This is a genomic window from Avibacterium endocarditidis (genome assembly GCF_002921145.1).
GTDB lineage: Bacteria > Pseudomonadota > Gammaproteobacteria > Enterobacterales > Pasteurellaceae > Avibacterium > Avibacterium endocarditidis.
The window spans coordinates 18,235-40,912 of the sequence record NZ_PQVI01000016.1 but is presented as its reverse complement, the minus strand read 5'-3'; the positions used below and the strand labels follow the sequence as shown (position 1 = coordinate 40,912).

Annotated in this window: 17 protein-coding genes and 4 pseudogenes; 16 read left to right on the top strand and 5 right to left on the bottom strand. The window is 41.0% G+C overall.

Annotation, left to right across the window (positions count from 1 at the left end):
• The first annotated feature begins 4 nt into the window (after nt 1–4).
• The 6 genes and pseudogenes from infB (at nt 5) to truB (ending at nt 5,555) form a co-directional block, all read left to right on the top strand.
• Nucleotides 5–2,551, top strand: a pseudogene (infB, locus tag C3Z13_RS01985) (translation initiation factor IF-2).
• A gap of 70 nt (nt 2,552–2,621) precedes the next feature.
• Nucleotides 2,622–2,849, top strand: coding sequence for a hypothetical protein (locus C3Z13_RS11810; RefSeq protein WP_219827870.1), 228 nt, complete (start codon nt 2,622–2,624; stop codon nt 2,847–2,849).
• Between the two features lie 413 nt (nt 2,850–3,262).
• Nucleotides 3,263–3,394, top strand: coding sequence for a hypothetical protein (locus C3Z13_RS12590; protein ID WP_281258757.1), 132 nt, complete (start codon nt 3,263–3,265; stop codon nt 3,392–3,394).
• Nucleotides 3,395–3,669: 275 nt separating this feature from the next.
• Complete coding sequence (locus C3Z13_RS01975; protein WP_103854839.1) at nt 3,670–4,206, top strand: cysteine--tRNA ligase; 537 nt, start codon at nt 3,670–3,672, stop codon at nt 4,204–4,206.
• A 2-nt stretch (nt 4,207–4,208) separates the two neighbouring features.
• Entirely contained in the window at nt 4,209–4,637 is a 429-nt protein-coding gene (gene rbfA, locus C3Z13_RS01970; RefSeq protein ID WP_103854838.1) for a 30S ribosome-binding factor RbfA, read from the top strand.
• 30 nt (nt 4,638–4,667) lie between these two features.
• On the top strand, nt 4,668–5,555 hold the full coding sequence (gene truB / locus C3Z13_RS01965) for a tRNA pseudouridine(55) synthase TruB (RefSeq protein ID WP_245872498.1): 888 nt from the start codon (nt 4,668–4,670) through the stop codon (nt 5,553–5,555).
• 53 nt (nt 5,556–5,608) lie between these two features.
• Here the strand turns inward: truB and C3Z13_RS01960 are convergent, their stop codons facing one another.
• A complete protein-coding gene (locus C3Z13_RS01960) occupies nt 5,609–6,631 on the bottom strand; it encodes a branched-chain amino acid aminotransferase (protein ID WP_103854836.1) in 1,023 nt (340 codons plus the stop codon).
• Nucleotides 6,632–7,114: 483 nt separating this feature from the next.
• On the opposite strand from C3Z13_RS01960, the gene C3Z13_RS01955 reads away from it, so the two are divergent.
• From C3Z13_RS01955 to oppF, 10 genes and pseudogenes are all read left to right on the top strand, one after another.
• A complete protein-coding gene (locus C3Z13_RS01955; protein WP_103854835.1) occupies nt 7,115–8,005 on the top strand; it encodes a transcriptional regulator GcvA in 891 nt (296 codons plus the stop codon).
• Nucleotides 7,998–8,585: a 23S rRNA (cytidine(2498)-2'-O)-methyltransferase RlmM gene (rlmM, locus tag C3Z13_RS12795; RefSeq protein WP_342750329.1), complete on the top strand. Its 588-nt coding sequence runs from the start codon at nt 7,998–8,000 to the stop codon at nt 8,583–8,585. The genes C3Z13_RS01955 and rlmM (C3Z13_RS12795) overlap by 8 nt, the downstream gene beginning before the upstream one ends.
• A 156-nt stretch (nt 8,586–8,741) precedes the next feature.
• A complete protein-coding gene (gene rlmM / locus C3Z13_RS12790; protein ID WP_342750328.1) occupies nt 8,742–9,086 on the top strand; it encodes a 23S rRNA (cytidine(2498)-2'-O)-methyltransferase RlmM in 345 nt (114 codons plus the stop codon).
• A 145-nt stretch (nt 9,087–9,231) separates the two neighbouring features.
• A pseudogene (gene uvrD, locus C3Z13_RS01945) lies at nt 9,232–11,366 on the top strand (DNA helicase II).
• 302 nt (nt 11,367–11,668) lie between these two features.
• Complete coding sequence (gene ggt / locus C3Z13_RS01940) at nt 11,669–13,432, top strand: gamma-glutamyltransferase (RefSeq protein WP_415777289.1); 1,764 nt, start codon at nt 11,669–11,671, stop codon at nt 13,430–13,432.
• A gap of 248 nt (nt 13,433–13,680) precedes the next feature.
• Nucleotides 13,681–15,321, top strand: coding sequence for an ABC transporter substrate-binding protein (locus C3Z13_RS01935; RefSeq protein WP_103854833.1), 1,641 nt, complete (start codon nt 13,681–13,683; stop codon nt 15,319–15,321).
• A gap of 75 nt (nt 15,322–15,396) precedes the next feature.
• Nucleotides 15,397–16,317, top strand: coding sequence for an oligopeptide ABC transporter permease OppB (oppB, locus tag C3Z13_RS01930; RefSeq protein WP_103852558.1), 921 nt, complete (start codon nt 15,397–15,399; stop codon nt 16,315–16,317).
• Between the two features lie 29 nt (nt 16,318–16,346).
• Nucleotides 16,347–17,243: pseudogene (oppC, locus tag C3Z13_RS01925) on the top strand (oligopeptide ABC transporter permease OppC); the annotation flags it as partial.
• Nucleotides 17,244–17,252: 9 nt separating this feature from the next.
• Complete coding sequence (gene oppD, locus C3Z13_RS01920; RefSeq protein WP_103854831.1) at nt 17,253–18,242, top strand: ABC transporter ATP-binding protein; 990 nt, start codon at nt 17,253–17,255, stop codon at nt 18,240–18,242.
• Nucleotide 18,243: 1 nt separating this feature from the next.
• A pseudogene (gene oppF, locus C3Z13_RS01915) lies at nt 18,244–19,220 on the top strand (murein tripeptide/oligopeptide ABC transporter ATP binding protein OppF).
• Between the two features lie 81 nt (nt 19,221–19,301).
• On the opposite strand, the gene dolP reads toward oppF, so the two are convergent.
• The 4 genes from dolP to C3Z13_RS01895 form a co-directional block, all read right to left on the bottom strand.
• A complete protein-coding gene (gene dolP / locus C3Z13_RS01910; protein ID WP_103854830.1) occupies nt 19,302–19,865 on the bottom strand; it encodes a division/outer membrane stress-associated lipid-binding lipoprotein in 564 nt (187 codons plus the stop codon).
• A gap of 73 nt (nt 19,866–19,938) precedes the next feature.
• Nucleotides 19,939–20,523: a D-sedoheptulose-7-phosphate isomerase gene (locus C3Z13_RS01905; protein WP_103854829.1), complete on the bottom strand. Its 585-nt coding sequence runs from the start codon at nt 20,521–20,523 to the stop codon at nt 19,939–19,941.
• A 15-nt stretch (nt 20,524–20,538) separates the two neighbouring features.
• Nucleotides 20,539–20,901 carry a YraN family protein gene (locus C3Z13_RS01900; protein WP_103852552.1) on the bottom strand — a complete coding sequence of 121 codons (363 nt, stop codon included), beginning with the start codon at nt 20,899–20,901 and terminating at the stop codon, nt 20,539–20,541.
• 1 nt (nt 20,902) lies between these two features.
• A complete protein-coding gene (locus tag C3Z13_RS01895; protein ID WP_103854828.1) occupies nt 20,903–22,627 on the bottom strand; it encodes a penicillin-binding protein activator in 1,725 nt (574 codons plus the stop codon).
• Nucleotides 22,628–22,678: the final 51 nt, after the last annotated feature.

Genomic DNA, 22,678 nt, shown 5'->3' with positions numbered 1-22,678 from the left:
AATTATGGTAGATGAAGTAAAAAAATCGGATGCACCGAAAAAATTAAGCATACAGCGCCGTACGAAAACCACGGCAAGCACCACAACCAGTACAGGTAAAAACAAAACTGTACAAGTGGAAGTGCGTAAAAAACGTACTGTGCCAACGGAAGCCGCTATCCGTGCTGAAGAAGAAGCACGCTTAAAAGCAAAACAAGAAGCGGAAAAGAAAGCGGCGGAAGAGAAAGCAGCCGCAGAAAAAGCGCAGAAAGAAGCTGAAAAAGCGAAAAAAGACGCGGAAAAAAAGCTGAACAGGCAAAACGTCAAGCTGAACAAAAAGCGAAAGAAAAAGCAGAAAAATCAGCAAAAGAAACGGCCAACAAAGCGGTTGATGAAGAAAAAGAGCGCTTGAAAGCGGAAGAAGCCGAGTTACGCCGTAAAGCTGATGAATTAGCTCGTCAAAAAGCGGAAGAGCAAGCACGCAAAGCCGCAGAAGAAGCAAAACGTTATGCAGATCTTGCAAGTGCGGATGAAAAAAATGAAAATTCTGAAGATTATTCAGATTATCATCTCACTTCAAGCTATGCGCGTGAAGCGGAAGATGAAGAAGAACGCCGTAATGAAAATCGTGGTCGTGGCAAAAATAAAGTAGCCAAAGCGAAAAAAGGCGGACGCGAAGGACGATAGCAACAAAAACGAGCGTGAATCCAATCGCCGTAACCAAAAAGATGCTAAAGGCGGAAAAGGCTTTAAAGGTAAACAAGGCAAAAAAGGCAGCAGCTTACAACAGGGCTTTACTAAACCAGCCGCACCGGTAAACCGTGATGTGGTAATTGGTGAAACCATTACCGTAGCGGAATTAGCCAACAAAATGGCAGTGAAAGCCACCGAAATCATCAAAACAATGATGAAAATGGGCGAAATGGTCACCATCAACCAAGTGATCGACCAAGAAACCGCACAGCTTGTTGCTGAAGAAATGGGACACAAAGTGATCCTGCGTAAAGAAAATGAGCTAGAAGAATCTGTATTAGGCGATCGTGATGTGAATGCGGAAAAAGTAAATCGTGCACCAGTGGTTACCATTATGGGACACGTTGACCACGGTAAAACCTCTTTACTTGACTACATTCGTAAAGCGAAAGTAGCTGCAGGCGAAGCGGGTGGGATTACCCAGCACATTGGTGCATATCACGTTGAAACCGATGACGGCAAAATGATCACTTTCTTGGATACCCCAGGACACGCGGCCTTTACCTCAATGCGTGCGCGTGGTGCAAAAGCGACAGATATCGTAGTGCTAGTGGTGGCGGCTGATGATGGCGTGATGCCACAAACCATCGAAGCGATCCAACACGCGAAAGCAGCAGGCGTGCCAATTGTGGTGGCGGTGAACAAAATTGATAAACCTGAAGCCAACCCAGATCGCGTAGAGCAAGAATTACTACAACACGAAGTAATCGCCGAAAAATTCGGTGGGGATACGCAATTCGTTTATGTTTCAGCGAAAAAAGGAACGGGCGTTGATGAATTGCTTGATGCGATTTTATTGCAATCTGAAGTATTAGAACTCAGTGCAGTGAAAGATGGAATGGCAACGGGTGTGGTGATTGAATCTTACCTTGATAAAGGTCGCGGTCCAGTGGCAACAATCCTCGTTCAATCAGGCACATTACGCCGTGGTGACATTGTACTTTGTGGCTTTGAATATGGTCGTGTGCGTGCAATGCGTGATGAAAACGGTAAAGAAATTTCAGAAGCAGGCCCCTCAATTCCTGTGGAAGTGCTAGGCTTATCAGGCGTGCCGTCAGCGGGTGATGAAGCCACGGTGGTGCGTGATGAGAAAAAAGCGCGCGAAGTGGCATTGTATCGTCAAGGTAAATTCCGCGAAGTGAAACTCGCTCGTCAGCAAAAAGCGAAACTTGAAAATATGTTTAGCAATATGGCTGAGGGCGATGTGGCAGAATTGAACGTGATTGTAAAAGCCGATGTTCAAGGCTCGGTTGAAGCGATCGTTCAAGCCCTCCAAGAGCTTTCAACCCCAGAAGTGAAAGTGAATGTGGTTGGCTCAGGTGTGGGCGGAATTACCGAAACTGATGCCACCCTTGCGGCGGCTTCAAACGCGATTATTGTCGGCTTTAACGTTCGTGCCGATGCGTCAGCACGCCGTATCATTGAAAATGAAAGTATTGATTTACGTTATTATTCAATTATTTATGAACTACTTAACGAAATCAAAGCGGCAATGAGCGGAATGTTACAACCTGAATTTAAACAAGAAATTATCGGGCTTGCTGAAGTGCGTGATGTCTTCCGCCACCCTAAATTCGGTGCAATCGCAGGTTGTATGGTAACCGAAGGGGTCGTGAAACGTAACAACCCAATCCGTGTATTACGCGACAACGTGGTAATCTTTGAAGGCGAATTGGAATCTCTCCGCCGCTTCAAAGATGACGTTGCAGAAGTGCGTAGTGGTATGGAATGTGGTATTGGCGTGAAAAACTACAACGATGTCAAAGTCGGCGACCAAATCGAAGTCTTTGAAGTGGTTGAAATTAAACGCTCAATTTAGATATAAAATAAAAGATAGCCAAATTAAGATATTTGGCTATCTTTATATGAAAAACATAGGATATAGAATTATGTTAAAGAAACTGACACTGAATAATTTCACCGTATTTTCGAATGCACAGTTAGATTTTTCTAAAAAACATAAATATTATTATTGGAGAAAATGGGCAAGGAAAATCCATTTATTAAAAGTTGCTTATTCTATTATTGCAGTTCAAGCTAAATTACAAAAAATAAAGATGAACCTACAAAATCCTATTTACAAAAAGCATATGCAGAAAAATAGTGTCTGTATTTAAAGCAGAAACTTTAGGACGGTTAGTCAAAAGAAAACAAGGTAGAGACCGTTGTGAAATTTCAGCGTTTTCTCTAATGAAGAACAAAATTGTTCTTTTAGTTTTGCGACTTCGACTAAAACAGATGTCAAAATTGACAGAATTAATAAGATAGGAGAAGAATTTAGTCCAGTCTATTTCCCAACCAGAGAATTATTAACTTTATATCCTAATTTTTCATCGATATATGAAAATCGTTATCTCGAGTTTGAGGAAACCTATTATGATACTATTCTATTGTTGGGAGATCTTTTATCAAGAGGTAAAAGAGAAGATAAAGCAAAAGAGATTTTAGATCCTTTAGAAGAGGCGATGGGAGGCAAGATAAATTTAGATAAAACGGGACGTTTTATTTAGCCATTCCAGGTAAAGGAAATATGGAAATACCCTTAGTTGCGGAGGGACTCAGAAAATTAGCAATGGTAGCAAGGTTAGTGGCAACGGGGACTTTATTGGATAAAGGATGTTTGTTTTGGGATGAGCCAGAAGCAAATTTAAATCCAAAATAATAAAACTGATCGCCAAAATCATATTACTGTTATCTAAAAATGGAATCCAGATATTTATTGCGACACATTCCTTATTTTTATTAAGAGAATTAGAGATTTTACAGCATGAAGACAGTTTTAAAGAGTCTAATATTGCTTATTTTGGGTTAATGAGTGAGCAGGATTCCGTTATCGTAGAGCAAGGTAAAAATTTACAGATCTCAGCGTATTAACATTGCTTGATGAGGAGTTAATGCAGTCATCTAAGATCCTAACGTTATGATAAGGGCAAATAGATGGAAATATTTAATGAAGGCAATTTAGTTTTTGAATTTCCAACGGATAACGTCATAAAATATGATGGCACAAATTTATATAGAAAAACGCTCACTCAAAATGCTTTCGGAGGGTTCAAGGCAGTTGATTTTTTCTATATTAATAAAAATACATTATATGCGATAGAAGTGAAAGACTTTAGGCAGTGGGGAAAATTCCGGCAGGAGTCTCTTGAGGATTTGGGGATTGAACTTCAGCAATTACCTATGAAAATAATTGAAAAAGTGCGGGATTCTTTAACTGGATTAGTTTTAGGAAAATTTAATAAAACTGATGAAATCTCTATGCAAAGAGATTGTTTTCGTGACGAAATAAAGTTTTTACACGTTGTATTACATATTGAATTACCCGAGAAATATAATGATAGAGAAGTAAAACCCTATCTTTCTTTGTTAAAGTCTAAGTTAGAACAACTTTTAAGAGGGGTAAATAAAGTGAGTGTTGTTAATAAAAATATGTTAGATAACATAGAGTGGACGGTTTCAGATAGGGATTAATTATGCCAAGAGAATTTAAACGTAGCGACCGTGTCGCACAAGAATTACAAAAAGAAATTGCGGTGATTTTGCAACGCGAAGTGAAAGATCCGCGTATTGGAATGGTTACCGTGTCTGATGTGGAAGTATCGCGCGATTTGGCTTACGCAAAAGTGTTCGTAACTTTCTTATTTGATCAAGATGACAGCGTTATTGAAAGCGGAATGAAAGGGCTGGAAAAAGCCTCGCCTTATATTCGTTCTTTACTGGCTAAAGCAATGCGCTTGCGTATCGTGCCAGAGTTACGCTTTGTGTATGACAAATCCTTAGTGGAAGGAATGAGAATGTCCAACTTGGTGAGCGAAGTGATTCGTGATGATGAAAAACGCTACCAAGGCGATGTAGAAAGCCACGAAAACAATAAAGAAAACAGCAAAGAAAACAATGAGTAAGGCAAAAATAAAGGCCGTCATATTCACGGCATTTTTTTGTTAGACAAACCGCAAGGGGCGAGTTCTAACCAAATTATGCAACAAGTAAAACGGCTTTTTCAGGCAAATAAAGCAGGGCATACTGGTGCGCTAGATCCCCTTGCCACAGGAATGTTGCCCATTTGTTTAGGTGAGGCCACCAAGTTTTCGCAATATTTGCTCGATTCTGATAAGCGTTACTTGGTTACCGCAAAACTCGGTGAACGCACGGACACCTCTGACGCAGACGGGCAAGTGGTGGAAACGCGAGAAGTGCGGTCAAAAATAGAAGAGATTTTGACCGCACTTGAACAATTCCGTGGCGACATAATGCAAGTGCCGACAATGTTTTCAGCCTTAAAACATCAGGGAAAACCGCTTTATGAATATGCCCGCGCAGGGATCACTGTGGAGCGCGAAGCCCGTCCAATTACCATTTTTGAGCTGAAATTTATTGATTACCAAGCGCCTTATTTAACCTTGGAAGTGCATTGTTCGAAAGGCACTTATATCCGCACCTTAGTGGACGATCTAGGCGAAGCGCTAGGCTGTGGTGCACACGTTACAATGCTCCGCCGCCTTGCTGTGGCGGATTATCCAAAAGACGCAATGATGACCATTGAGACACTACAAGCCTTGAGCGAACAGCAAGATTTAACCTTGCTCGATCAGCATTTATTGCCAGCGGACAGTGCCGTGAAATCCTTGCCTGCGTTGGCTTTAAGTGCCGAACAAAGCCGAGCTGTTGGGTTTGGACAACGTGTGAAGTTTGATAATCCACAAGGCATTTATGGACAAGTGCGGTTATTTTCTGCCGAAAATCAATTTCTTGGTGTGGCAGAAGTGGATAAAAACAACGTTATCCGACCAAGTCGAATGGTGGCGTTGGATTTGGTATAAAACGAAAGGGGCAAACGCCCCTTTTTTATTATGTCTTGATTGAATTTGGGAAATTATTCCACTTTTACAATCCAACCTTCAGGTGCTTCAATATCACCGAATTGAATGCCTGTAAGCTCGTTATAAAGTTTTTGGGTTATTTCGCCTACTTCCGTTTCAGAATAGAAAACGTGGAAATTATCGCCATACTGAATACCACCGATTGGGGTAATTACGGCAGCTGTTCCGCACGCGCCCGCTTCTTTGAATTGATCCAGCTCATTAATATAAATATCGCCCTCAATGGCTTCTAAACCAAGGCGTTCTTTAGCTAAATAGAGCAAAGAATATTTTGTAATACTTGGCAGAATTGACGGAGAAAGTGGCGTAACAAATTTGTTGTCTTTCGTGATACCAAAGAAGTTTGCCGCACCCACTTCTTCAATTTTTGTGTGTGTGGTTGGATCAAGATAAATACAATCGCTAAAGTTACGTTGTTTGGCGAGCTTTCCTGGATAAAGGCTAGCCGCATAGTTTCCACCCACTTTAGCCGCTCCTGTGCCGTGCGGTGCGGCACGATCGTATTCGGATACGATAAAGTTAGTTGGTTTCATTCCACCTTTGAAGTAGGCACCTACTGGGCTACAGAAAATAGAGAAAATATATTCTGTAGCAGGGCTTAAGCCTAAGTTATCTCCCACGCCAATCACAAACGGGCGTAAATAAAGCGTTGCGCCAGTGCCATAAGGCGCAAGCCAATCTTGATTTGCTTTAACTAATTGTTTACAAGCATCAATGAACATTTCTGTCGGGACTTCAGGCATTAACAAACGTTGGCAGCTTTTTTGCAAGCGCTCAGCATTTTGCTCAGGACGGAATAAGTTGATTGAGCCATCTTTACAACGGTAGGCTTTTAAGCCTTCAAAACATTGTTGCCCATAATGTAATGAGCTAGAAGCCTCGCTAATGTGTAAAACATTATCTTGGGTGAGCTCACCTTTAGACCATTTGCCATCTTTCCAATATGCAATGTAGCGATAATCAGTTTTGATATAACCAAAACCAAGATTTTGCCAGTCGAGATTTTTGATTGTCATTTTATTTCCTTAATAATGATGTTGTTACAACAGAATGGTTTTAATCTACACCATTATCAAAAACTTGCAACAATAAAAGTGCGGTTATTTTTGAATTTATTTTTATTAGGAAAAAATGTGATTTATTCTTTGCTAGCTACAAGGAAATCTATTTCGGTGCAAAGTGAAATTGTGGTAGGATCTGGCACATAAAAAACACCGCTCAAATGAGCGGTGTCTAACCTAAATGGGTTAAAAAATATACAGGAAGTGAAATGAGTAACTAACCAGTTACTCCGTTCGGTTGCCCGAACTATGCAAACACAACATCATACTTAAGTCGAAACTCTTAACCAATAAGGAATTACCAATCATTAAGTATGTATGTATTGTAGTGAGATGCGTGGGCGAGAACAAAGGATATTTTTTATCCCTTGCATAAAAAAACTAATAGATAAATCAGTGAGTTAGTATAACTGATAATTTTTCATTTGAGAAGATTTTATGTATAAACGTTTGCCTCCCTTGAATTCACTGAAAGCTTTTGAATGTGCGGCACGTCATTTAAGTTTCACAAAAGCTGCTGATGAACTCTTTGTTACCCAAGCCGCAGTGAGTCATCAAATTAAATTATTAGAAGATTTTTTAGGCATTGAATTATTTAAGCGTCAGCACCGTGCGTTAGTGTTAACTGAGTTAGGGCAGATTTATTTTAAAGAAGTTACCGAGATTTTGCGCCGTTTGTCCGAAGTTACGCAAAAATTAATGCTGCAGAAAAATGAAAAACATATTGCCATCAGCGTACCACAAACCTTTGGTATTCAATGGCTTGTGCCACGTTTAAGCGGATTTAATGATCTTCACCCTGATATTGAAGTGCGTTTAACGGGTGTAGATCAAGATGAAGGCTTATTAAATCGCGAAATTGATATTGCTATTTACTATGGACGTGGTGCGTGGGAAAATCTGCAAGTAGAAAAGTTAGCCGAAGAGAATTTGCTTTTACTGGCTTCACCAAAACTTTTGGCTAAACAACCTGTACATTCTGCAGAAGATCTTAAAAAACATACGCTGATTCATATTCATACCCGTGATAACTGGCAGAATATGGCGAATTATTTGCACCTCAAAGGGCTAGAGATTCAGCACGGGCCAATTTTTAGCCATACTTTTATGGCATTACAAGCGGCTGTACACGGACAAGGTATTGTGCTTGCTAATCGATTGCTGGCTCAACAGGAAATTGATAAAGGGAATTTACAAGTGGTGCTCCCAACCCAGCTAAAAGATCCAAAATCTTTTTATGTGGTAAATCAATTAGATAAAGCCAATGATGAACAAATTTTGGCATTCCGCCAATGGATAATTAAAGAAATAAGAAATAATAATGAATAAACTTGCCTTATATTGCCGTATTGGTTTTGAAAAAGAGTTAGCCGCGGAAATCACCGATAAAGCCAGTGAGCGCGGCGTGTTTGGTTTTGCCCGTGTTGAGCCGAATTCAGGCTATGTGATTTTTGAATGTTATCAAGCAGGCGAAGCGGATCGTCTTGCACAAGAATTGCCTTTTGATCAACTGATTTTTGCTCGCCAAATGATCGTGGTGTCTGATTTATTGCAAGATCTTTCCCCTGAAGATCGTATTAGCCCCATTTTATCGCAATATCGTCAAAGTGAATTGGCGAAAAAGCTCAAAAATAGCACTGAATTATTTGTGGAAACCGCCGATACCAACGAAGCCAAAGAGCTTTCGGGATTTTGCCGTAAATTTACTGTGCCACTGCGTAACGCATTGAAAAAAGAAGGTTTTCTACAGGGTAAAGATAGCCACAAAAGTGCGGTAACGTTACACGTTTTTTTCTGCAATCCACCGCGTGCTATGTTGGATATTCCTACAACCACAACCATTCCCCTTATTTTATGGGCATTCAACGGCTTAAATTCCCCGCAGACGCGCCAAGCCGTTCAACCCTGAAATTAGAAGAAGCCATCTTAACCTTTATTCCGAAACAAAAGAAAGCCAATATCTGAACGAAAACCAATATGCGGTCGATCTTGGTGCTTGCCCTGGGGGGCTGGACATATCAACTGGTAAAACGTGGTTTATTGTTTATGCCGTGGATCCGGAAAAATGGCTGCCAGTCTGCACGAAACAGGGCGGATCGAACATTGCGCGGAAGACGGTTTTAAATTTCAGCCCCCGAAACGCCGCCGCATTGATTGGCTAGTGTGTGATATGGTGGAACAGCCTAGTCGCATCGCACAACTCATCACAAAATGGTTGATCAATGGCTGGTGTCACGCCAGTATTTTCAACTTAAAATTGCCGATGAAAAAGCGTTATGCGGAAGTCAAAGAATGTTTAGCAATGATCGAACAAGCCTTGGATAAACAAGGACTTAAATTCAAGCTCAAAGCAAAACATTTGTATCACGATAGGGAAGAGATCACCGTTTATCTCTATTTATTGCCTTAATTAAAGTGCGGTGAAATAAAAATTTCACCGCACTTCTTGCCTTTTGACAAAATCCCCCTATAATTTAAACTGTATAAAAAAACAGTGGTGATGTGATGGATATTCTGAATTACTTGATGGATTAAATGATAAACAACGCGAGGCAGTGGCTGCGCCCTTAGGCAATTATTAGTGCTAGCGGGCGCGGGTAGCGGTAAAACGCGAGTGCTGACTTTTCGCATTGCTTGGTTGATTGCTGTTGAGCAAATTTCTGAAGGAAGCATAATGGCGGTAACCTTTACCAATAAAGCCGCAGCAGAAATGCGCCATCGAATTGAAGAAACTCTGGCGAAATATTCATCACAGCGTGTAATGGGAATGTGGATCGGCACATTTCACAGCATTGCTCACCGCTTGCTACGCGCCCATTATGCCGATGCAGGGCTACCACAGGATTTTCAAATTTTAGACAGTGATGATCAACAACGCTTAGTTAAACGCTTGATTAAACTGCACAATATTGATGAAAAAGCCTATCCACCAAAGCAAGCCTGCTGGTATATCAACCACCAAAAAGAAGAAGGTTTGCGTCCACATCAAATCGATGATCAAGGGGATATGCAAGAACGCACTTGGATCAAAATTTATCAAATTTATCAAGATGCTTGCGATCGCGCAGGCTTGTTGGATTTTTCCGAATTATTGCTTCGTGCCTATGAATTATGGCTGAAAAAACCGTTGATTTTGCAACGTTATCAACAACGCTTTTCGCAAATTTTAGTTGACGAGTTTCAGGATACCAACAAAATTCAATATGCGTGGATCAAATTATTAGTAGGTGAAACGGGCAAAATAATGATCGTGGGTGATGACGATCAGTCTATTTATGGCTGGCGTGGCGCACAAGTAGAAAACATTCACCGTTTCTTAGAAGATTTTCACAATGCACAAACCATTCGCCTTGAGCAAAATTATCGCTCTACGGCCAATATTCTCAATAGCGCAAACCATTTGATCGCCAATAACAGCAACCGTCTTGGTAAAGATTTATGGACAGAGGGTGAACAGGGCGATCCTGTGGGAATTTATGCCGCATTCAATGAAATTGACGAAGCGCAGTTTGTGGCAAACCAAATCAAAATCTGGCTTGATGATGGTGGAAAACTAGATGATTGCGCCATTTTATACCGTAGCAATAGCCAATCGCGCGTGATAGAAGAAGCCTTGATTCGTGCGCAAATTCCTTATCGCATTTATGGTGGATTACGCTTCTTTGAACGACAAGAAATTAAAGATGCCTTAGCCTATTTGCGTTTAATCGCCAATCGCTTTGATGATGCCGCCTTTGAACGTGTTATTAACACGCCTGCGCGTGGTATTGGCGATCGCACCTTAGATGTTCTGCGCCAATTAACGCGTGAGCGGCAAATCACCTTATGGCAAGCCATTCAAGTTGCCATTCAGGAAAATATGCTGGCAGGACGTGCTGCCACTGCCTTGTTGCGCTTTACAGAATTAATTAATTCCTTACAGCAAGAAACGGCGGAAATGCCTTTGTTCGCGCAAACGGATTTTGTCATCAAACATTCAGGCTTATATGAAATGTATAAGCAAGAAAAAGGCGAGAAAGGCGAAGTGCGGATCGAAAACTTGGAAGAATTAGTCAGCGCCACCCGAGAATTTATCAAGCCTGAAGACGCCGAAGAAATGACAGACTTAATGGCATTTCTCACTCACGCCTCTTTAGAAGCAGGGGAAGAGCAGGCTTCACCACATCAATCCAGCGTGCAAATGATGACCTTGCATTCTGCCAAAGGGCTAGAATTTGCCCGTGTTTTTATGGTGGGCGTAGAAGAGGGAATATTCCCGAGTTTCCGTTCCTTTGAAGAACCGGGGCGTTTAGAAGAAGAACGCCGTCTGGCTTATGTTGGGATCACTCGAGCCAAACGAAAACTCACCATTAGCTATGCAGAAAGCCGCCGTTTATATGGTAAAGAAGAGCGCCATTTGCCTTCACGGTTTATTGAGGAACTGCCAGAAGATTGCATTCAAGAAGTGCGTTTACGCGGCACCGTTACCCGCGCCTATAACCGCGCAGCCGTGGGATCGCTCAATACGCATAAATCGGGCAATGCTAGTGAATGGCGAATGGGGCAAAAAGTCAAACACGCCAAATTCGGTAATGGCACAATTATTAACGTGGAGGGCGAAGACAACAACACTCGCCTACAAATTGCTTTCCAAGGCGAAGGCATCAAATGGCTCATTGCCGCGTTAGCAAAGTTAGAAAAACTCTCCTAAACCTAAATAAAAAATTAAGCGAAAAGCACCGCTCTTTGTTTTATACTCAGTCTGTTCTATGTGTACTCTTATGTGTAAAAACAAAAGTGCGGTGCTTTTATGTAATTTTGATATCTTAAATATAATCATTAAATGATTGATGGATTGTTATCTTTTGTTAAAAAATAGATGCAATCAAAAAATAGAGTGAAATTTTTCTATATGATGAGAGTTTGCTTGGTTTTTTGATTGGGATTGGTGAACAGAAGGTTGTTCATTAATCTAGCTATCTTTATAAATTATAACTATCAGGAAGGTAACACATTATGCATTTTCGTAAATCTCTTCTCGCTACATTGTTAGCGATTCCTTTTTCTTTATCTATGGTTTCTTTGCCAGCATATTCCACAGAAGCAACCCAACAGTCTATCTTAGCGGCTCAACGCTATGATCAGAGTAAGGACATTTTCCACCCTGTATATGCAAAAAATGGAATGGTAGCAACAGAGCAACATTTAGCAACGCAAGTTGGTTTGGATATTTTACGTCAGGGGGGAAATGCCATTGATGCGGCGGTTGCAGTGGGATTTGCTTTAGCTGTAGTACTACCAAATGCCGGTAATATAGGTGGCGGCGGTTTTATGGTGTTGCATGATGCCAAAAGCGGTGAAAATATAACCATCGATTTCAGAGAAATGGCACCACAAAAAGCACACCGAGATATGTATTTAGATGAAAAAGGTGATCTGGTTGATGGGAAATCGTTGTTTACTCATTCCGCTGTGGGTGTACCAGGAACGGTTGCGGGTTTACTGCTAGCATTAGAAAAATGGGGATCCTTATCTCGTGAGCAAGTGATTGCGCCAGCAATTAAATTAGCCGAGCAAGGTTTTGCGATTAGTCCAACTTTAGCAGCAACTTTAGAAATTGAAAAAGAGAATTTAGCCAAGTGGCAAAGCACGAAAGCAATCTTTTTTAATCAAGATCAGCCACTTACCTTTGGTGATAATTTAGTTCAGCAAGATTTAGCCAATTCGTTACGTCTTATTGCCAAAGAAGGAAAATCTGCTTTTTATGAAGGTGAAATTGCACAAAAAATCGTGCAAGAAATGGAAAAGCACGGCGGTTTAATTAGCCTTGATGATCTGAAAAATTATAAAGCAGTAATTCGTAAGCCAATCGTGGGAGAATATCGTGGTTATAAAGTGGTAACAATGCCACCGCCAAGTTCTGGTGGGGTACATTTGGTTCAGTTGCTGAATATTTTATCGCATTATCCAATGAAAGAATTTGGTTTTAATAGTGCCAAATCCATTCATCACTATGCCGAAGCGATGAAATTGGCTTATGCGGATCGTGCGACTTATCTCGGAGATCCCGATTTTGTTAAAGTGCCTGTCGCGGGAATTACGTCAAAGGCTTATGCCGATGAGTTAGTGAAAAAAATTAATCCAGAAAAATCAACGCCAGCAACAGAGATTAAAGAAGGCAATCCAATCCCTTATGAAAGTGATCAAACAACCCACTATTCAATTATGGATAAAGATGGAAATGCGGTAGCTGTAACTTATACGCTCAATCTCAATTTTGGCTCAGGTATTGTGGCGGAAGGAACAGGTATTTTATTAAATAATGAAATGGACGATTTTTCTGCAAAACCTGGCGTACCTAACGCATTTGGTTTGATTGGTGGCGATGCAAACGCGATCCAAGCAGGAAAACGTCCATTATCTTCAATGACGCCAACTATTCTATTAAAAGAGGGTAAGCCTTGGTTAGTTACAGGCACACCGGGTGGGGCGAGAATTATTACAACTGTATTACAAAGTATTACAAATGTGATTGATTATGGAATGAATCCTGCTGAAGCGATTACTGTTCCGCGTGTTCATCACCAATGGCAACCTGATCAGCTACGCATTGAAGAAGGCATTAGCCCAGACACCATCGAGCTGCTTAAACAAAAAGGTTACGATGTCGTGACAAAAGCGACAATGGGACGTGAACAAGTTGTTCAAGTAACCGAAGGCGGATTTTATGGCGCTTCAGATCCGCGTAATCCAGATGGCGCAGCGATGGGATATTAATCCTTTTGTAATTTAACCGATAAAGCTGATTTCAGTATGAAGTCAGCTTTTTTATGCACTATTAGTGACATTATTCAGCCCAATTAAAACAAAAGTGCGGTGCTTTTTTGTCTATTTTTTGTAAATCAACTGTTGCGATTAGGAAAGAGAGAGAAAATTCCTGATGATTTCGCAATTTCTTATTTACAACCTTGGAAAATTCCTTTATTAATAAAAGCCATTTTATAAAAACAATCTAGGAGGAAAAGATGCACACGTCATTCAAAAAAACACTTTTATCTGCCGTTTTAGGGTTATCCCTTTCTGTGGGGTCGGCAATGGCGGCTGAGGTACCCGCTGGGACACAGTTGGCTGACAAGCAAGAATTAACTTGGAATATTAGTTCTAACCCTGCCACCCTTGATCCACAAAAAATGGAAGGCGATGTAGAAAGTTATTATGCGCGTCAGTTGTTTGAAACCTTAGTGACTTCTGATCCGAAAGGGCATATTATTCCCGGGGCGGCGACCTCTTGGGAACATAGCCCAGATTCCAAAACCTGGACATTCCACCTTCGCCCTGATGCTAAATGGTCAAATGGTGATCCTGTTGTGGCAGGTGATTTCGTTTATGCGTGGCAGCGTTTAGCCGATCCGAAAACGGCAGCACCTTATGCAAGCTTCTTAGAATTTGTGAAATTGAAAAATGCGGATCAAGTTACCGCAGGCAAACTTCCTGTTACTGATCTCGGTGTTGAAGCCAAAGACGATCATACGTTAGTGTTACATTTAACCGAATCTGTGCCTTATGTTGATAAATTGGTTGAGCATTATGTGTTAGCGCCAGTAAATAAAAAAGTGGTAGAGCAATTTGGTGATAACTGGACGAAACCAGGTAATCTCGTAGGTAACGGGGCATTTGTGCTGAAATCTGCAGTTGTAAACGAAAAAGCCGTGTTAGAGCGCAATCCGAATTATTGGGACAACGCGCGCACCGTGTTGGATAAAGTAGTGTTATTGCCTATCGAATCTTCATCAACAGATGTGGCGCGTTATCGTGCAGGCGATGAAGATATTACAGGGAAAGAAATTCCAATTGAATTATATGGCAAAGTGAAAAAAGAATTAGGCGATGAGCTTTATCACGCGCCGCAACTTTGTACTTATCTTTACGAAATCAATACGGCAAAAGCACCGTTTGATAATCCAAAAGTGCGTAGAGCCTTATCTTTGGCCTTAGAACGTGAAATTTTAACAAATAAAGTGTTACAACAAGGGCAAAAACCCGCTTATATTTTCACCCCGCCATTTATCAATGGGGCTGAGAAAATGACTAACCCTGAGTGGGCAAATTGGACGCAAGATCAGCGTAATCAAGAAGCGCTTAAATTGTTGAAAGAAGCGGGCTTTGATAAATCTCACCCGTTAAATTTCAAATTGTTATATAACACCTCTGATAACCACAAAAAATTGGCGAGTGCCGCGCAGTCCATTTGGAAGAAAAATTTACAAGGCGTGGTGAATATCACCTTGGAGAATCAAGAGTGGAAAACCTACTTAGATACGCGTCATCAAGGCAACTTTGATGTGGCGCGTGCAGGTTGGTGTGCGGATTATAATGAAGCCAGCACATTCTTGAACTATTATTTATCCAATAGTGCGAACAACACTGCATTCTATAAAAATCCAGCTTATGATGCCTTGATTGATTCTTCATTCAAAGCGCAAAGCGATGATGAGCGTGCAGAAGTGTATGCCAAAGCAGAAGGATTGTTAGATGCGGATACCGCAATGGTGCCAGTTTATCACTATGTTCAACCGCGTTTAATTAAACCTTGGGTGAAAGGCTTTGCTTATGCGCACCCAGCACAAAACTATTATTTAAAAGACGTTTATATCATTAAACATTAATCTTTTTTACCCGCACTTTTGGCATTTTAAGAAAAGTGCGGGTGTTTTTTCTAAATTTTTTGTGGGAATAATTTTATGCTTAAATTAATTTTTCGCCGTATTTTAGAGGCGATCCCAACCTTATTTATTTTAATCACCGTTTCTTTTTTTATGATGCGACTTGCCCCGGGGAGTCCATTTTCCAGTGAAAAAAATTACCCACCAGAAGTCATCGCCAATATTGAAGCAAAATACCATTTGAATGAACCATTAATGGTGCAATATGGCATTTACTTGAAAGATTTGGCGCACGGTGATTTCGGGCCTTCGTTCAAATATAAAGATTACAGCGTAAACCAGCTTGTCGCGCAATCTTTCCCTGTATCGTTAAAATTAGGGTTTTCAGCCTTTTTGATTGCCTTAGTATGTGGGATTTCCGCAGGCGTTATCGCCGCGTTGAAACAAAATAAGTGGCTAGATTATTTGATAATGACCTTTGCGATGACGGGAATTGTTGTCCCCAGTTTTGTGGTCGCCCCGTTGTTGGTGCTGATTTTTTCTATTACCTTAAAATGGCTGCCATCAGGCGGTTGGGAAGGCGGGCAGCTGACCAATATGATTTTACCAATGATTGCCCTTTCCCTTTCTTATATTGCTAGTATTGCGCGGATTATGCGTAGCTCAATGATCGAAGTCTTGCATTCTAATTTTATTCGCACGGCGAAAGCAAAAGGGCTGCCAATGTCGCGAATTATTTTGAAACACGCGTTACGCCCAGCACTGTTGCCTGTCATTTCTTATATGGGGCCTGCTTTTGTGGGAATTATTACCGGCTCTATGGTGATTGAAAGTATTTTCGTGTTACCAGGAATTGGGCAGCTTTTCGTGAATGGTGCGCTAAATCGTGATTATTCCTTAGTGCTAAGTTTAACTATTTTGGTTGGCACATTAACCATTGTGTTCAATGCCATTGTAGATATTCTTTATGCCGTGATTGACCCGAAAATTCGTTATTAATGGAGTGCAGACAATGATAAAAAACAAAAGAAAATCAAGCACTAATGGAAAAATTGGGGGAGCAATTAGACAAAGTCGAAGGGCGCAGTTTATGGCAAGATGCCAGACGCCGTTTTTTCCGCAATAAAGCGGCGGTGGTGAGCCTTTTCGTGTTATTTCTCATTTTGCTTTTTGTAACCTTTGCACCAATGTTGATGCCCTTTAGCTATGATGATACCGATTGGGCAATGATGTCTTCACCGCCAGATTTTGAATCAATGCACTATTTAGGCACAGACGGCTTAGGGCGAGATCTTCTGGTTCGGCTTGCCATTGGTGGACGTATTTCCTTATTAGTTGGGATCGCAGGGGCGTTTATCGCCGTTTTAGTTGGCACGCTTTATGGCGCAACCGCAGGCTATGTGGGCGGCAAAACCGATGCGATTTTAATGCGTATTTTAGAGATCTTATATTCTTTCCCGTTTATGTTCTTTGTGATCCTATTGGTTACATTTTTTGGGCAAAATATTTTGCTTATTTTCGTGGCAATTGGCATGGTGTCTTGGCTGGATATGGCGCGTATCGTGCGTGGGCAAACCCTAAGCCTTAAACGGAAAGAATTTATCGAAGCAGCCATTGTATGTGGTGTTTCACCAAGTCAAATTGTTTGGAGACATATTGTGCCGAACGTATTAGGTGTTGTGGTGGTTTATGCCTCCTTGCTCGTGCCGGGAATGATCTTGTTTGAATCTTTTTTAAGTTTCTTAGGATTAGGTACACAAGAACCGCTTAGTAGTTGGGGCGCATTACTAAATGATGGGGCAAACTCAATGGAAGCCGCGCCTTGGTTACTTATTTTCCCCGCATTGTTCCTTGTGGTAACCCTATTTTGTTTTAATTTTATTGGTGATGGCTTGCGTGATGCGCTTGATCCGAAAGATCGATAAGGTGAGAAAATGAAAAACGAAAAACACCCTCTCCTTGATGTTCAAGATTTAAGAGTAACCTTTAAAACGCCAGACGGCGAGGTTACTGCAGTAAACAACTTAACCTTTAGCCTTAATGCTGGTGAAACCTTAGGCATTGTTGGTGAATCAGGTTCAGGAAAATCGCAAACCGCGTTTGCTTTGATGGGACTATTAGCTGATAACGGACGCACTTCAGGCTCAGCCCGTTTTAATGGTGAAGAGATTTTAGGCTTATCGCCATCACAATTAAACCGCCTAAGAGCGGAGCAAATTGCGATGATTTTCCAAGATCCAATGACTTCGCTCAATCCTTATATGAAAATTGGCGAACAGTTAATGGAAGTATTAATGTTGCATAAAGGTTTTGATCGCAAACAAGCCTTTGAAGAATCCGTAAAAATGCTTGATGCGGTGAAAATGCCAGAAGCACGCAAGCGAATGGCAATGTATCCGCACGAATTTTCTGGCGGAATGCGTCAGCGTGTGATGATTGCAATGGCATTATTATGTCGTCCAAAATTATTAATTGCTGATGAACCAACCACCGCCTTAGATGTAACTGTACAAGCACAGATAATGACGCTGTTAAATGAGTTAAAACACGAGTTTAATACAGCAATTATTATGATTACGCACGATCTTGGCGTGGTGGCTGGGAGCTGCGATCAGGTGCTGGTGATGTATGCGGGAAGAACGATGGAATATGGCTCAGCGAAAGATATTTTCTATCAGCCAACTCACCCTTATTCCATTGGTTTGATCAACGCCGTGCCACGTTTGGATTCTGAAGAAGATAAACTCTTAACCATTCCCGGCAATCCACCTAATTTATTGCATTTGCCAACGGGCTGTCCATTTAGCCCACGTTGCCAATTTGCAACGGAACAATGCCAAAACAGTCCGCCATTGGAACAATTTGCGCCAAACCGCTTGCGTGCTTGTTTTATTGAGCCAAGCCAGCTGGTAAGGGGGAATTAAGATGAAAAAATTATTATTAGAAGTTGAAGATCTGAGCGTACATTTCAAAGTACAAAGCAACGAAGGCTTTTTATTTAAGAAAAAACAAACCTTGCACGCAGTAAACCACGTTTCCTTTAAATTGTATGAAGGGGAAACCTTGGGCGTGGTAGGGGAGTCTGGTTGCGGAAAATCTACCCTTGCTCGTTCGATTATTGGCTTAGTGAAAGCCGCAGGCGGCAATATTTTATGGCTAGGTAAAGATCTCAGCCAGCAATCTGAAAAGCAGTGGCACGATACGCGTAAAGATATTCAGATGATTTTCCAAGATCCCTTGGCATCACTCAATCCGCGAATGACCATTGGAAATATTATTGCTGAACCACTGAAAATTTATTTTCCCCATTTATCGGCGCAAGAAGTCAAAGATCGCGTGCAAGCAATGATGCTAAAAGTGGGCTTATTGCCAAATTTGATCAACCGCTATCCGCACGAATTTTCAGGTGGACAATGCCAGCGGATTGGCATTGCACGCGCCTTGATTATTGAGCCAAAATTAATTATTTGCGATGAACCCGTTTCAGCGTTGGACGTATCCATTCAAGCGCAAGTAGTGAATTTGTTAAAATCCTTACAAAAGAAATGGGCTTATCGCTGATTTTTATCGCACATGATCTTGCTGTGGTTAAACACATTTCCGATCGCGTATTGGTGATGTATTTGGGCAATGCAGTAGAGCTTGGTACTTATGATAAGGTGTATCACGAAACCAAACACCCTTACACCAAAGCCTTAATGTCAGCCGTGCCAATTCCCGATCCTGATTTAGAGCGAAGCAAAAAAATTCAGCTATTAGAAGGAGATCTCCCTTCGCCAATCAATCCGCCTTCAGGCTGCGTGTTCCGTACTCGTTGTCCCATTGCAGACACTGAATGTACACTCAGCAAACCACGCTTGGAAGGAAATGAACAGCATTTAGTGGCTTGTTTTAAGGTTTGAGCAAAAGTATAAAAATAAAGTGCGGTGTGTATTTTTATTTTAAGAAAATATTACAAAAAAAGCACCGCACTTATTATTAGATTAATTCAAGTATTTAAACACTTTCACCACTTTTACTACGCCCGAAACATTTCTTGCAACTTCAGTGGCAGCATCGGCTTGTTGTTGGGTGAGGTTGCCCATTAGGAATACTTCGCCATTTTCGGTGATCACTTTTACATCTGTGGATTTCACGCCTGAATTGACGAAGAGTTTGGATTTGATTTGGGTGGTGATCCAGCTGTCTTTGCTGATTTGTCCAAGGGAGATTGGTGAGCCTACACGCAGTTCGTTATAAACTTCGGAAACGTTATCGATGCCTTTAGCAAGCCCTGTAGCAATTTCTTTTAAACTTTCATTTGGTACTTGCCCAATAAGTAAAATTCTTCCGCTATATGAAACCACATTGATGCGAGCTTCGCTATCCAGTTGTTGATCTTTATTAATGGCGTGTAAAACTTTTTTTTCTTCAAGGGTTTCGTCATCAACCTGTGTTCCTACTGTTCTTGGATCGGTGGCAACTTTGGTTGCAACAGCTGTTGCCCCAACAATGCCTGCCACTGTGGCGCTAACACAGCCTTGTAGAACAAATGTAGTGCCGAGAATAAGGGCTTATTTTTTTTAAATTCCTTGTTTTCATTAGTTGTACTCCTTTTGATTATCTATAAAGGGTTGAGATCTATGAATGAGAAAAAAGAGAATGATCAATTAACTCACAAATCGTATTAATAATAAATAGGTGATGCTCCAAAATACGGCTTTCTTTTACCGTGGGGGCGGTGATTTCCAAATCCTGTTCGGTGAGAAAGCCTTGAATATGATCGTTATTTGCTCCCGTTAATGCTATGACACTAATTTCTTTATTTAGTGCAGAATTAATTGTATTTAGCACCATTTCTTCATTACCAAAAGGGGAGAACACTATCAACAGATCCCCTTGTTGTGCCACCGCATTGAATTGGCGTTGGTAGAATTGTTGCTTGGGGCGATCGGCAATAATCGCTGATCCAATGGCGTTATCCAAACTTAATAACACGGAAGGAAAGCTCGGTCTTTCTAGCTCATAGCGATTGAGCAAATTCGCCACCAGAAATTGCGCATTGGCATAAGAGCGCCCTTGCCCACAGACGATAATTTTATTGCCACGCAATAGGCAAGCGACAATGTTTTGCACCGCTTGAAAAATGGCATTAGGCAATAAGCTCGAAGCAGAAATCTGGGTTTGTATGCTTTCGCTGTAAAGATCTTTTATTTTATCTAACATTGTGATTTATCAGGCTTATTCATCAAGAAAATTAGGAATCCACTGTAAGTCTTGTATTGTATTACCAAATGCCACTAAGTCAAAACGGCAATCAGTATCTTCTAGGCTGCAATCTTGTTTTGCCAGCCACATATTGGCGGCATCTAGCCATTTTTGCTGTTTTTGCCAATCTACACTTTCCACGGCAGAGCCAAAAAAATCATTTTTTCTTTGCCGCACTTCAACAAAAACAATGGTTTCGCCATCTTGCATAATTAAATCCAGTTCACCACATTTAAAATGCTGGTTGGCGGCAATAAATTTTAGCCCTTTAGATTGCAAAAAAAGGCGAGCTTGTTGCTCAAAGCTCGCCCCTTGCTGACGTTTGGATTTAAACATATTAATTGCTTAATACAACCACTGACGCATTTTGGTATTGATACCACGTCATATCACGTTCGATATTACAATTCGGGCCAGCGCTTAATTTACCGGTTAAGCCGTTAATATTGAAGCCTGGAACTTGGCGTAACTCATTGAATTGATTGATCAATAACCACGCATCTGCGCCCATTGCATACAAACGCATTAAGGAATAATCCCCATTGGTAAAGCCTGCCACTTTTTTGTATTGTGCAGAATCCACATCTTTAAAGAATGGAATATCACTAAATTCTAACCCATTCATTAATAAGCGATATTCAGGCGTATTATTTGATGAATTGCTGCGTGAACTTGCAAATAATTTCAAGTTAATGTTGCTGTTATCAATCGCCATTTTAATATCACTAAGCTGATTGTTTGTTGCCACAATATATAAAGCTTGAATATTTTGGTTTAAGCCTGATTGTAGTGTGTAAGTGATGTCATCAGCATTATTGTAGAATTTGATATTGGCATCTGTACCTGAAAGCTGTTGCCAGCGAGTGTTAAATGCAGAAGCGGTGCGGCGACCGAGATCGCTTTGCGGCACAATAATAAATGGATTTTGAATACCCTGATCCCAAATACGATTTGCCGCAGATTCTGCTTCATCTTCAGGGGCTAAGCCGTAATAGCAAAGCTGACCAATGGCACGAGAATTTGCTGTTGAGTTTAAGGTAAGCACATTTAGCCCTTGTAATAAATCAGGGCGGTTAGTCAATTTATCCACATTTTGCTTTAATAATGGACCAACAACGGTACTAATGCCTTCAAGTTTCGCTTGCTCAATGATGCTTTCCACTGGCGTAGCAAGGGTATCAAACACTTTCACTTGAATGTCTGAACCGCCTCTTGCATCATCAAAACCACGCTTAATGGTGCTACCAATGATCTGCGCATCACCACTTAATGGCAGAAGTAGGGCAACTTGGTTTAACTGCGTTTGTTGGAAGTTAAATAGCCCTTGTAATTCCGTTGGGAAAAGATAACTGGCGCTATGTCTTGGATAAGCCGCTTTCCAGCTTTGTAAGGCTTGGCTTAATTGAGCTGGGTGATTTAAGTTATCGTTGTAGGCTTTAGTTAATGCTAACCAGCCACCTAAAGCAGCACTGCCTTCCGCCGATGTATTGTTAATTAAACCACGGTTTGCATTGCGTAATAAGGCCCAAGTGCGGTCATTATTTTCTTGTTTTCTTTGTGTGTCGGTTAATAGGGAATCAATTTGAATACGCGCTTTTACGGCATTCATAATTTGATTACGATTTTTTGCCACACGCGCAACCACTTCATAGTAACGTGCTTTTTGCGAAGGGCTTAATAAAGCAAGATCAATCGCTTTTAAACGTGTGTCGGCGGCTTTATTATTGCCTTTCACAGCAGCGATATGGGCCTCAATGATAGCTTTATCAAGCAGCTGTTCTTCATTAAGATCGTTTAATTCTGCTAACATTGCTTGCGCTTGCGGGATTTTATTCTCACGCACCAACACACGCGCAGCAAGCAATTTGTAAGTTTGTTGATCTTCAAGATTTTGTGTACGTTGAATTTGATTGATGTAATATTCCGAACTGGCATTTGCATCGTTTTTCAGCACATTTGTAAAGCTGTTACCGAACAAATTGGTACAGCCCGCCAAAACCAATGCAAATAAAAAAGGCATTAATCGATTTTTTAAATTAATGCGTTGTAATAGAATAGTCATAATTACTCCGTTGTTGAAAACAATCTCGGGGATCTTACTTATCTCAATAAT

What these genes read in the sequence shown, in the direction of transcription:
- C3Z13_RS01975 (WP_103854839.1), top strand. Translation starts at nt 3,670, where the DNA reads ATGGAAATATTTAATGAAGGCAATTTAGTTTTTGAATTTCCAACGGAT.
- rlmM (WP_342750329.1), top strand. Translation starts at nt 7,998, where the DNA reads ATGAATAAACTTGCCTTATATTGCCGTATTGGTTTTGAAAAAGAGTTA.
- rbfA (WP_103854838.1), top strand. Translation starts at nt 4,209, where the DNA reads ATGCCAAGAGAATTTAAACGTAGCGACCGTGTCGCACAAGAATTACAA.
- C3Z13_RS01960 (WP_103854836.1), bottom strand. Translation starts at nt 6,631, where the DNA reads ATGACAATCAAAAATCTCGACTGGCAAAATCTTGGTTTTGGTTATATC.
- rlmM (WP_342750328.1), top strand. Translation starts at nt 8,742, where the DNA reads ATGGCTGCCAGTCTGCACGAAACAGGGCGGATCGAACATTGCGCGGAA.
- C3Z13_RS01900 (WP_103852552.1), bottom strand. Translation starts at nt 20,901, where the DNA reads ATGTTTAAATCCAAACGTCAGCAAGGGGCGAGCTTTGAGCAACAAGCT.
- C3Z13_RS11810 (WP_219827870.1), top strand. Translation starts at nt 2,622, where the DNA reads ATGTTAAAGAAACTGACACTGAATAATTTCACCGTATTTTCGAATGCA.
- oppD (WP_103854831.1), top strand. Translation starts at nt 17,253, where the DNA reads ATGAAAAACGAAAAACACCCTCTCCTTGATGTTCAAGATTTAAGAGTA.
- C3Z13_RS01955 (WP_103854835.1), top strand. Translation starts at nt 7,115, where the DNA reads ATGTATAAACGTTTGCCTCCCTTGAATTCACTGAAAGCTTTTGAATGT.
- C3Z13_RS01895 (WP_103854828.1), bottom strand. Translation starts at nt 22,627, where the DNA reads ATGACTATTCTATTACAACGCATTAATTTAAAAAATCGATTAATGCCT.
- C3Z13_RS12590 (WP_281258757.1), top strand. Translation starts at nt 3,263, where the DNA reads ATGGAAATACCCTTAGTTGCGGAGGGACTCAGAAAATTAGCAATGGTA.
- oppB (WP_103852558.1), top strand. Translation starts at nt 15,397, where the DNA reads ATGCTTAAATTAATTTTTCGCCGTATTTTAGAGGCGATCCCAACCTTA.
- C3Z13_RS01905 (WP_103854829.1), bottom strand. Translation starts at nt 20,523, where the DNA reads ATGTTAGATAAAATAAAAGATCTTTACAGCGAAAGCATACAAACCCAG.
- C3Z13_RS01935 (WP_103854833.1), top strand. Translation starts at nt 13,681, where the DNA reads ATGCACACGTCATTCAAAAAAACACTTTTATCTGCCGTTTTAGGGTTA.